At 69.4% G+C, this 12804-nt stretch carries 12 protein-coding genes and 2 tRNA genes; 9 read left to right on the top strand and 5 right to left on the bottom strand.

Annotated elements, in window-relative coordinates; genetic code table 11:
• Nucleotides 1–29 precede the first annotated feature (29 nt).
• Nucleotides 30–106: transfer RNA gene (locus FK530_RS08420), tRNA-Ile, on the bottom strand.
• Between the two features lie 255 nt (nt 107–361).
• Between FK530_RS08420 and FK530_RS08415 the strand changes: the two genes are divergently transcribed.
• Entirely contained in the window at nt 362–2239 is a 1878-nt protein-coding gene (locus FK530_RS08415; RefSeq protein ID WP_191834065.1) for a carbohydrate-binding domain-containing protein, read from the top strand.
• A 22-nt stretch (nt 2240–2261) separates the two neighbouring features.
• Here FK530_RS08415 and FK530_RS08410 read toward each other — a convergent pair whose 3' ends face one another.
• Nucleotides 2262–2402: a GNAT family N-acetyltransferase gene (locus tag FK530_RS08410; RefSeq protein ID WP_146486564.1), complete on the bottom strand. Its 141-nt coding sequence runs from the start codon at nt 2400–2402 to the stop codon at nt 2262–2264.
• Nucleotides 2403–2515: 113 nt separating this feature from the next.
• Between FK530_RS08410 and FK530_RS08405 the strand changes: the two genes are divergently transcribed.
• The 4 genes from FK530_RS08405 to FK530_RS08390 all read left to right on the top strand — a co-directional run bounded on the left by FK530_RS08405 (nt 2516) and on the right by FK530_RS08390 (nt 5451).
• Nucleotides 2516–2701, top strand: a complete 186-nt coding sequence (locus FK530_RS08405; RefSeq protein WP_146486563.1) for a hypothetical protein — start codon at nt 2516–2518, stop codon at nt 2699–2701.
• A gap of 30 nt (nt 2702–2731) precedes the next feature.
• Complete coding sequence (locus FK530_RS08400; protein WP_146486562.1) at nt 2732–3559, top strand: adenylate/guanylate cyclase domain-containing protein; 828 nt, start codon at nt 2732–2734, stop codon at nt 3557–3559.
• Between the two features lie 146 nt (nt 3560–3705).
• Nucleotides 3706–5277 carry a hypothetical protein gene (locus tag FK530_RS25800; RefSeq protein WP_158645052.1) on the top strand — a complete coding sequence of 524 codons (1572 nt, stop codon included), beginning with the start codon at nt 3706–3708 and terminating at the stop codon, nt 5275–5277.
• Nucleotides 5278–5378: 101 nt separating this feature from the next.
• Nucleotides 5379–5451: transfer RNA gene (locus FK530_RS08390), tRNA-Asn, on the top strand.
• Between the two features lie 122 nt (nt 5452–5573).
• Here the strand turns inward: FK530_RS08390 and FK530_RS08385 are convergent.
• Nucleotides 5574–5900, bottom strand: a complete 327-nt coding sequence (locus FK530_RS08385; RefSeq protein ID WP_146486561.1) for a hypothetical protein — start codon at nt 5898–5900, stop codon at nt 5574–5576.
• 658 nt (nt 5901–6558) lie between these two features.
• Between FK530_RS08385 and FK530_RS08375 the strand changes: the two genes are divergently transcribed.
• A complete protein-coding gene (locus FK530_RS08375; RefSeq protein ID WP_146486560.1) occupies nt 6559–7104 on the top strand; it encodes a pyridoxamine 5'-phosphate oxidase family protein in 546 nt (181 codons plus the stop codon).
• Between the two features lie 50 nt (nt 7105–7154).
• Here FK530_RS08375 and FK530_RS08370 read toward each other — a convergent pair whose 3' ends face one another.
• Nucleotides 7155–9194: a hypothetical protein gene (locus tag FK530_RS08370; protein WP_146486559.1), complete on the bottom strand. Its 2040-nt coding sequence runs from the start codon at nt 9192–9194 to the stop codon at nt 7155–7157.
• A gap of 207 nt (nt 9195–9401) precedes the next feature.
• Here FK530_RS08370 and FK530_RS08365 point away from each other — a divergent pair, with 207 nt between their 5' ends.
• The 3 genes from FK530_RS08365 (at nt 9402) to FK530_RS08355 (ending at nt 11428) form a co-directional block, all read left to right on the top strand.
• Entirely contained in the window at nt 9402–10223 is an 822-nt protein-coding gene (locus FK530_RS08365; RefSeq protein WP_146486558.1) for a serine hydrolase domain-containing protein, read from the top strand.
• Between the two features lie 135 nt (nt 10224–10358).
• Complete coding sequence (locus FK530_RS08360; protein ID WP_068521214.1) at nt 10359–10874, top strand: DUF3145 domain-containing protein; 516 nt, start codon at nt 10359–10361, stop codon at nt 10872–10874.
• Nucleotides 10875–11008: 134 nt separating this feature from the next.
• Complete coding sequence (locus FK530_RS08355; RefSeq protein ID WP_146486557.1) at nt 11009–11428, top strand: pyridoxamine 5'-phosphate oxidase family protein; 420 nt, start codon at nt 11009–11011, stop codon at nt 11426–11428.
• A gap of 65 nt (nt 11429–11493) precedes the next feature.
• Here the strand turns inward: FK530_RS08355 and FK530_RS08350 are convergent, their stop codons facing one another.
• Nucleotides 11494–12801 (bottom strand): KasA/KasB family beta-ketoacyl-ACP synthase, encoded by a 1308-nt coding sequence (locus FK530_RS08350; protein WP_146486556.1) that lies wholly within the window; start codon nt 12799–12801, stop codon nt 11494–11496.
• Nucleotides 12802–12804 lie beyond the last annotated feature (3 nt).

Here is a 12804-nt window from a genome sequence, read left to right as displayed (position 1 = left end):
CCGGGGCGAGCCGCCTACCAGCGGCGATGTGGTGGGGCAGGTGGGGCTCGAACCCACGACCAGCGGATTATGAGTCCGCGGCTCTAACCGACTGAGCTACTGCCCCCTTGCCGGTCTGCGCGCGCGAGCGCGAGTGCAGCCCGATTAACGGTCCTGACCAGCGCGGATACAGTAGCACTCGGTGTGCTTGCCGTCTGCACCGCCCTGAGGTCCCGACGGTTGCAGGTGCAGCGGATCACGAACACGGATGTTACGACTGTTGCAATTGTGGTTCAATGCTCTCTGATGGGCGGAAGTTGCTGAAGTGATTCAGCGGCCTCCGACGATGCTTCAAGACAGCGAGCACCCCGAGGAGACCGCCATGACCAGGAGAAGCTGGTCCGTCCGTATCACGATCGCCGCCGTCGTCGCGGCGCTGACCGCGACAGGGCTCGCCGCGACGGCGACCGCCGATTCGACCGTCGGCCCCTCGGGGATGACCGTCACGCCGTCGAGTGCGGGAGGCCAGGTATCCGACTGGCGCGCAGGCACCGTCGTGAAGCTCTGGAGCAACGGTGCGGTGGCGATCCCCGCCACCACAACGAATTCCGGTGGTAAGCTCGAGGTCCGGGCACGCGGGGAGATCTGCCGCGGCGCTCCCGTGATGGCGGTGAAACGTGCGGGCGTCACGCTCGCCACGGTGACCCTCGGATCGGGGTGGAACACCTACTCCGTCGCACTCGGTGGTCGGGTCGGGACGAGCCCCGTGATGCTCGAATTCACCAACGACTACTGGCGGTGGTCCTGCGACCGGAACCTGTACGTCGCAAGCGTCACGGTGCGCGACGGCGCGCCGACCCCCACGACCACCCCGACTCCCACGACGACGGTCCCGACCACCTCGGTCCCGACCACCTCGGTGCCGACGACGACGGTGCCGACCACGACGGTCCCGACCACGACGGTGCCGACCACGACGGTCCCGACCACGACGGTGCCGCCGACCGGCTGCCCCGTGAACCAGTACCAGGCGCGATACTTCAACAACACGACCGCGAGCGGCACCCCGGTCGCGGTGCAGTGCGAGAACGCACCGGGTGGTTCCTTCACCGGCCAGCCCCTGGCGGGGGTCAACGCCGACAACTTCTCCGTCGACTACAACGGCGTCATCGACTTCCCGCGGACCACCACGTACATCGCGTCCGCGACGCTGGGCAACGTCGGCGCTCGCGTCTGGCTCGACGACGCCCTCATCCTCGACAAGGCGACCCCGCAGTGGGGGACCACCAACCTGCCGCGGACGGTCCAGGCGGGGCAGCACCGGGTGCGCGCGACGTACTTCAACACGTCGGGGATCGCGCACTTCGGCGTCTCGTTCCCCCGCGCGACACCGAGCGCCCCGTCGAACAACGGCAATTACTTCGCCGCCGATTCGTTCTGGAACCAGCCCGTGCCGGCGGCCGCCACCGTCGACCCCCGGAGTTCCGGATGGATCCGGACGCTCGATGCGAACAACAACGGGCTATGGGTCAACAGCCGGGACTGGTCGACCACCGTCTACAACGCGCCGGCCGGCACGCCGACCACGGACATACTGGTGACCAACACCAACCGTCGACTCGCCATCCCTTATCAGCCGTCCTATCGGCCGACCGAAGACGCGGACGCGCACCTCGCGGTCATCGATGACGCGACCGGCTGCCTCTACGAGTTCCAGAGCTTCAATGCGAGCAACCGCACGGCCATCGCCTCGGCGAGCTATCGCGTCTACACCGGATCCGGCGGGCACACCGCCGGGCCGAGTCACGCGGGCGGCGAGTTCTCCTATCTCGCGGGCATGATCACGCCGCAGGACGTACAGGCCGGCGTGATCGACCATGCCCTGCGCTACGCGCTGCCGGGCGGATCCCCCAATGTCGTGTACCCCGGCACACGGTCGGACGGCACGGTTCTCGCAGGCGTGCCGCAGGGGACGCGCCTCCAGCTCGACCCGGCGCTCGACCTGAGCCGGTTCGGCCTGACGCCCTTCCAACTCATGGTGGCCCGCGCTCTGCAGGTCTATGGCGGCTTCAACGCCGATCACGCGTCACTGTTCACGCTCTACGCGCGCAGCCAGCTCGACGGCACCACGTACGCCCAGCCGATCCAGCCGCTGCCGGACGCGCTGATCCAGCACCTCCGGTTCCTCACGCCCACGACCTCGTCGACGCAGATCTACCTGGACCGCGCCGACGATCCTGGATGCAACCAGCAACGCTGAGTCCGCCCGACGGGTCGCCGGCTCAGCGGTCCGCCCGGAGCGCTGCGTAGACGACGGTGTCGGTCCATTCGCCCTTGAGGTGGAAGTCCTGGCGCAGGTGGGCCTCGGGCCGCATTTCGATCGTCTCGGCGACCCGGCACGACGCGGTGTTGCGGGCATCCATCTGTACGACGGACCGCCGCCGATCGGCGCGTCGTGCGCCAATTCCTCCCGCGGCGCGAGAACGGGGCCTAACCTGTGGCCCAGGTCACTCGAATCGGATGATGGGGGATCGGAGTGCTCGACCACTACGACGTGCGCAGCGGTGAGTTCAACCTGGGAATCCGCCCGCCCGCGGGGCGCCGCGCCGGCTCCGGGGTGTGGCGCGTGATCAAGGCGCTGCTCAACTCCGCCGCCGAACTCGATGTCTACGTCTGCGCGGCTCGCCACGGCGCGCACCCCGAGCGCTGGGCACCGTCGTAACGACGGGGCAGCCGGGCTAGTCTCGGTCGCATGGCCGACGACGCACGCCAGCTGCCCGACGACGACGGCCCTGCGGCCGGCCCGGGTAGGGGGCGGAAGCTGCTGGCCAGGGGTGCGGAGGCCGCTCATCGGGCGAATCGCAGCACCGCGATGACGGGCCTGGTGCGCGCCGCGCGGGAGAACCTGCCCGGCGGCCCCAAGAAGGACCTGTTCCAGCCCGACGCCGAATCCACGGAACGGCTCGCGAACCTGCTCGACCGCATCGTCGGCGACGAACCGACGGTGACCCGGGAGCTCGGCAACCTCGCCACCGCGACGTGGCAGGCGATGATCAGCCGCCGCGACCGCGACTACCTCCCGCCGAAGCCCATCACCATCCTGTTCACCGACCTGGTGGCGTTCTCCACATGGGCCCTCGACCGCACCGACGACGAGATCGTGCGGCTGCTGCACGCCGTCAACCGCACCACCGCCGAGATCGTCAGCCGGCACGGCGGTGTCGTCGTCAAGACCATGGGCGACGGTGCCCTGGTCGCCTTCGACGGCGACACGGCGATCGAAGCGGCGAGCGAGGTGATCGAGGCCGTCGGGGCGATCGACGTGGCCGACGGCTACCGGCCGACTCTGCGCGCGGGCCTGCACACGGGCACCCCCCGACGGGTCAAGGGCGACCTCATCGGGGTCGACGTAAACATCGCGGCGCGGGTCGCGGAGGCGGCGAACGGGGGAGAAGTGCTGGCCTCGGAGACCGTCTTCACGCTCGCCGAAAAGGACCGCTACCAGGTGCGACCGCGCAGGTTCAAGGCCAAGGGGGCGCCGCAGAAGCTACAGGTCTTCTCTGTGCGCCCCCTGTACTGAACCTCCGGGATTCCCCTGAACTTCTCGAAATACCCGTCTCGGGCTGTAACGAACCGTGGCATGGTCCCTATAGAGCGTGTGACTTGATTCCTAGAGTCCAGCGGCGGCCTTCGTGCCCCGTCTCCATTTCCAAGGATGGGAACCAGATGAATACGAAGAAGATCGGAGCCGCGTCGTTCGCCGTCGTGGCCGCCGCGGGTCTCCTCGCCGGTTGTGGCAAGTCGACCGAGGGCGACAGCCCCGTCGCCTTCTCGCCCGTGACCGGTGATCAGTTCACCGCGAACCCGGGCGCCTTCCAGACCGACGGTGTCGCGGTGCCGCCGAAGGAGGTGACGATGGTGGGCAACACCGTCGCCGCCCAGGCCGTCGCGAACTCGGGTCTGCCGCAGGGCACGATCACGTCGACGTCGAACAACACCACCGTGTACTACCCGCCGGCCCCGCAGATCCCGGGCGTGCGTCCCGCGCCCCAGCCGACGCCCCCGGCGCCGATGGTCCGTCCGGCCAACTACAAGCCGTGGGCCTACACGCAGCAGGAGATCGAGATCTACCAGCAGATCTGCGAGTCGGGCTCCTGGAAGCAGACCTCCACCACCCCCGGTGGCCGCGTCAGCACCGAGGTCCAGACCCAGACCTGCTACACCCTGTACGGCCGCCAGCTCGGCGTGAAGCCGTGGCAGCCCGGTCAGCCGAGGCCGTGGCAGCGCCCGGATTACCCGAAGCCGTGGTTCTCCGCCGACTTCAAGGTCGACGTGCCGGTGTTCTGGGTCTACCCCAAGAACTGGACGCAGCCGCGGCCGCAGCCGATCATCTCGGTGTCGATCAGCCTCAACCTGGGCAACAACCCGTACCGCCGCGTCAACCCGGCGTACGACCAGCCCTACTACCCCGTGTGGGCCGTCACCCCCGGCCGCGTGGTCGAGGTTCGTGACCAGGCCCGCGTCGTCGCGCCGATCTACACCACGACCACGACGTCGACCACGACCACCACGACCACCACCACGACGGCGCCCGTCTTCCCGGGCACGGTCCTCGCGCCGCTGCCGACCTCGGCGACGGTGGTCCCCGTGACCGCGGTCCCTGGCGCCAAGGTGACCGGCAACGTCAACCTCGACGCGAGCGTCACCGTTCCGACCGCGGCCGCCCTCAAGGGCGCGACCATCCAGGCCGGCACCACGGCGTCGCTGAACGAGGCCGTCGGCACGTCGGTCGAGGCGACCGTCGCGAAGCCGAGCTCGGACAACGGCAACCGCGTCACCGTTCAGGGCGGCGCAGGTGCGACCGTGACCGGCGGTGCCGGTGCGGGCGCGACCGTGACCGGCGGCGCCGGTGCGGGTAACGGCACTGTGACCGGCGGTGCCGGTGCGGGTGCGGGCGGCACGGTCCCCGGCGGTGCCGGAGCGACGGTGTCCGGTGGCGCGGGTGCGACTGCGACCGGCGGTGCCGGTGCGGCCACCACGACCACCACCAAGCCGGCCGAGCGCCCGACGCAGACGCAGACGCAGCAGCCGACGCAGACGCAGGAGCCCACGCAGACGCAGCAGCCGACGCAGACGCAGCAGCCCACGCAGGCGCAGCCGACCACCACGACCCCGGCCGCGACTCCGCAGGCGGCGACCCGGACGCAGACCCAGGCGCCGACGGCCACCAAGCCGGCGACGACCCCCACCTGCACCCCGGCTCAGGTCGAGGCGGGTACCTGCACCACCGGTAACTGATCGCCGACGCCCTCGGGGAGACCTTCCGGCAGGCCCTCTGACCTGCCGATTGGTCTCCCCGAGTGCGTATGCGCTAGAGTCTCTTCTCGGTCAAAGTTCATTCCCCCATAGCTCAATTGGCAGAGCATTCGACTGTTAATCGAAGGGTTACTGGTTCGAGTCCAGTTGGGGGAGCAAGCAGAACCGCCTCTTCGGAGGCGGTTTTTTGCTTTCGGCGGCTTGAAGACTTGAAGAACGGCCAGTGCCGTGTCATGCCGCCGTGCGACGTCGATCCGTCGCCGACCGCGAGCGGCCTGTCACCTCGCACGCGGCAGCGGCACCCAGTGCGGCCAGCAGAACGACGTCAACGTCTCGTAGGCGGCGCAGTTCCGCGCTCGGGGTCTCCGTTGCGCCGGCCAGGGCGAGGAACGAGCCCACCGACACGTCCCCGCGACGATCGCAGGCCACCGGTACCGTTCCTCGGCCGCGCCGGCGAGCAGAGCGGCACCCAGCAGTCCGAAGAAGGTCGCACGGTGGCGTAGGAGGAGCTCGGAGTCGGCGTCGGGCACCGTCACGCCGTAGGCGCGCTCGACCCGGTCGCGGGACAGGGCGGCGGTGGCGGGCAGCAAGTGCGCTACGCCCACGGCGGCGAGGAGTGCGCTGGCGATGCGAGGGGTGGTCGCGGTGGAACCTCCGGTGGTCGGCGAACGGTCCTCCTAGCATCGGGGAATGACCACCGTCGCACTTCCGGAAACGTGCGCACCTCAGGGCGTGCGGTGAGTCTCGCGCGCGACGGCGCTGTACCTGGGGCCGGCGCTGGGGCTGGCTCCCCATTCGACATCCGTGCACTGCCTCGTCGTCGGGGTCGACGGTCCGCTCGACGTCCACGTCGGTTCCCGCCAGATGGCCGCGCGCAGTGTCCTGGTGCCGCCGCGAACCGTCCACCGCGTGGTCGCCGAGCCGGGCGCACGGATCCTGTTCTGCTACAGCGACGCGACGGCCGCTCGCGCACGCGGACTCGCCGTCCGGAGCGGCGCTCCTCGCGGCAGCTTTCGGCGCGGCACCGCCGCCGGAGCTCCGGGTGCGTCGATCGATCGAGCGCGTGCGCGCCGACCTCACTCGGGCTGCGGCGGATGCGGGCTTCGCTTCTCCGTCGCACTTCAGCGATGCCTTCCTGGCGATGTTCGGCCTCAGCGCCACATCCCTGTTCGGCACCGGGCGAGGCTGGTCGTCGCCGGGCGCCCGAGGACTGGTCGTAGACGTGGATTCCGCCCGGCGCCGAGCGAGGACGATACTGAGCGCATGGCGACCCAGTACGCGCAGATCACCGATCGGTTACAGCAGTTCATCGAAGGCCAGCAGATGTTCTTCGTGGGCACCGCGGCGCCGGACGGACGGGTGAACGTGTCCCCGAAGGGGCTCGACTCCCTGCGCGTCCTGGGCCCGAACCGCGTGGCATGGCTCAACGGCACGGGAAGCGGCAACGAGACCGCGGCCCACCTGCTGCGGAACCCGCGGATCACGGTGATGTTCTGCGCCTTCGAGGGGAAGCCGCTGATCCTGCGGCTCTACGGCACCGCCCGGGCCGTCCACGACGGCGATGCCGACTGGGACGAGCTGATCGCGCGGTTCCCCCGGATGCGCGGTGCCCGCAACGTCTTCGACGTCACCGTCGACCTCGTGCAGACCTCGTGCGGCTTCGGCGTGCCACTGTACGAGTTCGAGGGGCAACGCACGCTCATGGACTCGTGGGCCGCCAACAAGGGCGACGAGGGCATCGAGCGCTACCACCGCGAGCGCAACACCCACAGCATCGACGGCTTTCCGACCGGGATCCCCGTGCGGTAGAACGATCGCCGGCCCGGAGGGGCGGCCGGGCCGGCGATCGTGTCCGCGGGTTACGCGGCCTTGTCCACACCGGCGTCGGTGCTGCCGGCGTCCGTCGTGGCCGGGTCCGTGCTCATCGTCGACGCCTCGTTGGTCGACGGTGCCGTCTCCGCGGCGGCCGTCGAGGTGCCGGCCGGTTCGGGCTCGGGCTCGGCGGCCGGTGCCTCGGCCGCCGGAGTCTCGACGGTCGGGGTCTCAGCGCTCGGCGTCTCGGGGGTCGGCGTCGGCTCCGGTGCAGGCGTGGGCGTCTCGACGACGGGCGCCGGCGTCGGCGTGACCGGCGAGGTCACCGGCGGCGTGGCCGTGCCGGTGCCGGCATCCGGGGTGCCTGCGGTCGTCGTCTGGTCCGCGGAGGCGGTGGCCTGCGTCTGCTCGACTCCGGCGCCCCGGGCGAGGAGCGTCGAGACCGGCGTGCCGCCGTCCTCCGCACGGTGGGCACCCGCGGTCTGCTTCGCCGCCGCGCTCGAATCCGCGGCCGACTGCGCCGGGGCGCCGGGCAGGTTCGCGCTCTGCTCGGACAGCGTCTTCGACAGGCCCAGCAGCTGCGACGCGGAACCGTTGATGAACGGTCCGTACTGGCTGGTCGCGAAGTCCGACAGCGGCTTCAGCGTGACCGCGGAGACCACCTGGTACACCGGTCCGAACGCCGTCATCACCGGCTTGATGAACGCATCGATCCCGAGCAGCTGCGTCAGGGAGCTGACGCCGAGCGGCGACGTGACGCCGGTGACGATCTGGCTCAGGGGATCGGTGGGCAGGATTTCCGGCGGGATCAGGCCGGCGCTGGAGTTCGGGCCCGTCTGCGTTCCGAGCTGGAGCAGGTTGTCCGAGAACAGCTTGACGCCGAACAGCGACGGCGACGTCAGACCCGCGCCCTCGACCCCGACGTTGAAACCGCCCAGGCCGTAGAGGATCGGCAGCGGCACGCCCAGCGGGTTCTGCAACAACAGCAGGTTCTGTCCGTTGTTGACGTTGATCCCGTTGGTACCGACGTAGTTGCCCGTCGTGACGTTGATGTTCGTGAAACCGACCGGCAGGATCGTGTTGACGTTCGTCATCGTGAGGCCGATGGGCGAGTAGACGCCGTTCTGCGTGGGCAGCAACACGTTCGCGCCCAGGACACCGGCCTTGGCGAGACCGAGCGGGAGCTCCACACCGGCCGCACCGATCGGCACCGACACCACGGTCTCCGAACCGCCGAGCCAGCCGGGGATCTTCAGCGCGGCAGTGGGCGCCGCACCCCAGAAGCCCGCCTTCGCGCCCAGCGGGAACGTGTACGTGCCGTCGGCCTGCGGCAGCCAGACGGTGCCCGACGGCAGGCTGCCCTCGGGAAGGATGTTCACGGGGCCGAGCGTGATCCCCGGCAGTCCGGGGAGGGTCGGGAGGGTGAACTGCTTGAGTGCCAGTCCGCTCGGGGTCTGGACGAAGGTGTTGAGGACGTTGGTCGTTCCGCTGAGCTGTAGGAGCTTCCAGGCGTAGGAGCTGGTGTACTTGCTCTGCGTGGCGGTGAGCCCGTCGATGACCTCGCTCAGGGCGGGGAGCCTGTCGATGTACGGGCCGATCACGGGGAGCCCGAGCGCACCGTCGAGGACGGACGCCGCACCGTTGAGGAGCGCGCCGCCCGGCATCGACGTGGGGAGGATCTTCGACAGGTCGAGTTGGGCGCCGCCGGGGAGAACGACGTTCGGCACGACACCGGGAACCCCGGTGGGCAGGTTCAGGCCCGCGATGTTCCGCAGCACAGCGGGGAGACTCGAGATCTTGGTGACGTCCACCTTGCTGTACGACGAGCCGAAGGTCGGGAGGATCCCACCGGTCGGTGCCGCGATCGGGTTCCACACCGAGCCCAGGCTGGTGGTGACGTTGTTCGACGCGTTGAGGAAATTGTCGAGCGCGTGCGAATAGTCGCTGATCGCTGTGCTGTAGTCGGGCGCGGCCGCATGGGCGGGGGCGCTCATGAGGCCGATGGCTGCGGTCGCGCCGACAGCGGTCGCGGCGATGCCGGTGCGCTTGGCGGCCAGCGTCGAGGCCTTGCGATGCTTCGCACTCATGGTGGGAGGTTCCTCTCGGACGAAATGCAGATGCCGCAATCGCGCATCCGCGCTGAGAGTAAGACCGTTGGCGTCTTGAACATCACGCTTTGTGCCACAGCAAATTTGGGGAGTTCGACATCAGAGATTCCTCTCCCTGCTATTGACCGAACCTAAGTTCTCGGGGATCTCCGCGATAGGGTGGCGGGAACGATCGAAAGGACGCGAATGAGCCTCGCGGAACTGTCGGAATGGCCCGTCGACAATGCGGCGGGCGCGCTGCTGCGGACGGACGGGACGCGCACCGTCGATACCTACGGCGATGTGGACCGGCAGTACGAATTGGCCTCCGTCACGAAGCTTCTCGTGGCGTACGGCGTGCTCGTGGCGATCGAGGAGGAGGCGATCTCGCTGCGCCGGCCGGCCGGGCCGGAGGGCAGCACCGTCGAACACCTGCTGGCCCATGCCTCGGGGCTCGCCTTCGATTCGGCGACTGTGCAAGCGCCTCCGGCCACGCAACGCATATACAGCTCGTACGGGTACGAGGCGTTGGCCGGCGTGGTCGAGCAGGAGACCGATATCCCGTTCGCCGATTATCTGCGCGAGGCGGTCTTCGAGCCCCTGGGGATGCACGGTTCGGAGCTCACGGGTCCGGCCGGCCACGGGGCCCGGTCGACGACTGCGGATCTGGCGCGGTTCGCCGCCGAGGTCGCGGCGCCCACACTCCTCGATCCGGGCACCGTCGCGGGCGCGCTCACCGTCCACTACCCGGGGCTTGCGGGCTTCGTCCCCGGCTACGGCAAGTTCACGAACAACAGCTGGGGTCTCGGCTTCGAGGTGAAGGGCGACAAGCGGGCGCACTGGACGGGCACGCGGAACTCACCGCGCACCGTCGGGCACTTCGGTCAGGCGGGGACGTATCTCTGGTTCGACCCCGACCTGCAACTCGCCGCGGTCGTTCTCACCGATCGTCCCTTCGGCGCCTGGGCCAAGCCGCTGTGGTCCGAGTTCAACGATCGGCTGATTTCTCAGGAACTTCAAGGCGAGTAACTGGCGCAACACGCGCATCATGGTGCACAATGGCTTCATAACTACATCGATGTGATAAAGCGCAGCTGGTAGCCCGCACGTTTCGACAGGTGGCTTGGGGAAGACGTCCTCGTCGAAACGAAGAAGGTGGCAACCATGCAGCAGCTGAGTCAGTTTGCAGAGGTGACGACGGGAGTCGTCTGGATTCACGCCGCACCTGCTGCACTGTGCCCGCACGTGGAGTGGGCACTGTCGAGGACCCTCGACGCCCGGGCCACGCTCAAGTGGTCCGCGCAGGAGGCCGTCCCCGGCATGCAGCGTGCCGTCGTCGACTGGGTGGGCCCGGTCGGGAGCGGTGCGCGGATGGCGAACACCCTGAGGGAGTGGAACTCTCTCAGGTTCGAGGTCACCGAGGACCCCTCCGAGGGGGTCGACGGTGAGCGGTTCTGCTACGCCCCGGGGCTGGGGTTGTGGCGCGGCACCATGAGCGCGTCCGGCGACACCCTGCTGGGCGAGGCGCAGTTGCGCTCGATGATGCTCGACCAGGGCCCCGAGGGCCTGCAGACGTCCCTCGACTCGCTCTTGGGAACCGCGTGGGACGAGGCGCTCGAGCCCTTCCGCATGGGCGGCCAGGGCGCCGAGGTGACCTGGCTGTCGCAGGCCGTCGGCTGACGGCCCCAGTACCTGCCTGAGACCCGGCCCTGGCGGGCGAGCGCGGCGCCACGGCGACGGCGCCCCGCCGGGACCGGGACACCGGGATCGCTCGTGTGCTGAAAGTCGTCAGCCCGATCTGCCACCATCGGGACATGGCACTCTCAGCATCCGAGAAGCAGGAATTCCTCGCACAACCCCACGTCGCGGCGTTCTCCGTCGCCGAACCCGGTCGCGGTCCGCTCACCGTGCCCGTCTGGTACGCCTACGAGCCCGGCGGGAAGCCGTGGATCACCATCGGTGTCGGCTCCCGCAAGGCGACGGCGCTGTCCGCAGCGGGGCGTTTCTCGCTGATGGTCGACACCGTCGAACCGCGCACGATGTACGTGAGCGTGGAGGGGGCCGTCGCCGAATCGCGGCCCTCCACCGACGACGAGATCCGGGCGATGGCGGCCCGGTACCTCTCCGGCGCCGAGCTCGAGGGCTACCTCGAGTTCGCCTTCGGCCAGTTGGGGGAGCACCTCACCGTGGTCCTCGAACCCGAGCACTGGCTCGGCGCCGACCTGACGATGTAGTCACCGCCGGGAAATGCGAAACCGGCCGCCGGGGTTGTCCCCGACGACCGGCTTCTGGAGAAACGTCAGTACTTGCCGAACGCCAGCGCCACGTTGTGGCCGCCGAACCCGAAGGAGTTGTTCAGCGCGTAGGTGATGTCGCCCTTGCGGGCGGCACCGTGGACCACGTCGAGCTCGATCTCGGGATCCTGGTTCTCCAGGTTCAGCGTGGGCGGGATGATCCCGTCCCGGATCGAGAGCACCGTCAGGGCGGCCTCGAGAGCGCCGACGGCGCCGATGGAGTGGCCCAGCGCGCCCTTGGGTGCGTAGATCGCGGCATCCGTGCCGACGACGGCGTTGATCGCCTTCGCCTCCGCGGTGTCACCGATCGGTGTGGCCGTGGCGTGCGCGTTGATGAAGTCGATGTCGGAGCGGGACAGGCCCGCGGTCTCCATCGCCCGCTTCATCGCGCGCGCCGCTCCGCCGCCCTCCACGTCCGGCGACACCATGTGGTAGCCGTCGGAGGTGATGCCGGCGCCGAGGAGCCGGGCGATCGGCTTCGCGCCGCGCGCCAGGGCGTGCTCCTCGGTCTCGATGATCATGAGTGCCTGGGCCTCGCCGAAGACGAAGCCGTCGCGGTCCTTGTCGAACGGGCGCGAGGCGGCCTGCGGGTCGTCGTTGCGGGTCGACAGCGCGCGCATCATCGCGAAGGACGCGATGGGCGGCGAGTCGATCCGGCCCTCCACGCCTCCGCAGACCGCGATGTCGGCGTCGCCGAGAACGATCTGGCGCCAGGCGTGCGCGATGGCCTCGTTGCCGGTCGAGCAGGCCGAGACCGGTGCGATGGCGCCCGCGCGGGCGCCGATCTCCAGTGCCGAGACGGCGCAGGCGCCGTTCGGCATGGACATCTGCACGGCGAACGGCGAGACCTTGCGCACGCCGGAGTCGCGGAGAGCGTCCACGGCCTGCACCATCGTCTCGCCGCCGCCGAGCCCGGTGCCGACGACCGCCGCGAGGCGAGTCGGATCGACATCCGGACGTCCGGCGTTGTCCCACAGTCGCTTGGTCATCACATGGGAGACCTGCTCGACGTAGGACATGCGCCGCTTCGACACGTGCTGCTTGCTGATGTCCCCGGCGTGCTGGCGGTCTGGCCGCTCAGGCACGTCGTCCGACGGGTCCGACAGCAGCTGGCCGCCGAACCGCACCGGCAGATCGGGGATCTGCACGCCGATGAAATCGCCCTGGAGCGGACGGATGCCGCTCTTGCCGGCGAGCAGTCCCTGCCAGGTGGAGTCGGTATCGACTCCGATCGACGTGGTCAGCTCGATGGCGGTGACGACGACACTGGGGAACTCACCCCCCAGCGTCGAGAAATTCCTCAGCGATGACAAGGG

The organism is Tsukamurella conjunctivitidis, assembly GCF_007858475.1.
Lineage (GTDB): Bacteria > Actinomycetota > Actinomycetes > Mycobacteriales > Mycobacteriaceae > Tsukamurella > Tsukamurella conjunctivitidis.
Note: the sequence above shows the minus strand (reverse complement) of the source record. Positions and strands in the feature narration are given on the sequence as shown.

Bases quoted from the DNA above. Each gene is read 5' to 3' on its own strand.
- FK530_RS25800 (WP_158645052.1), top strand. From the start codon at position 3,706: ATGAATACGAAGAAGATCGGAGCCGCGTCGTTCGCCGTCGTGGCCGCC.
- FK530_RS08400 (WP_146486562.1), top strand. From the start codon at position 2,732: ATGGCCGACGACGCACGCCAGCTGCCCGACGACGACGGCCCTGCGGCC.
- FK530_RS08410 (WP_146486564.1), bottom strand. From the start codon at position 2,402: ATGGATGCCCGCAACACCGCGTCGTGCCGGGTCGCCGAGACGATCGAA.
- FK530_RS08415 (WP_191834065.1), top strand. From the start codon at position 362: ATGACCAGGAGAAGCTGGTCCGTCCGTATCACGATCGCCGCCGTCGTC.
- FK530_RS08365 (WP_146486558.1), top strand. From the start codon at position 9,402: ATGAGCCTCGCGGAACTGTCGGAATGGCCCGTCGACAATGCGGCGGGC.
- FK530_RS08360 (WP_068521214.1), top strand. From the start codon at position 10,359: ATGCAGCAGCTGAGTCAGTTTGCAGAGGTGACGACGGGAGTCGTCTGG.
- FK530_RS08370 (WP_146486559.1), bottom strand. From the start codon at position 9,194: ATGAGTGCGAAGCATCGCAAGGCCTCGACGCTGGCCGCCAAGCGCACC.
- FK530_RS08375 (WP_146486560.1), top strand. From the start codon at position 6,559: ATGGCGACCCAGTACGCGCAGATCACCGATCGGTTACAGCAGTTCATC.
- FK530_RS08355 (WP_146486557.1), top strand. From the start codon at position 11,009: ATGGCACTCTCAGCATCCGAGAAGCAGGAATTCCTCGCACAACCCCAC.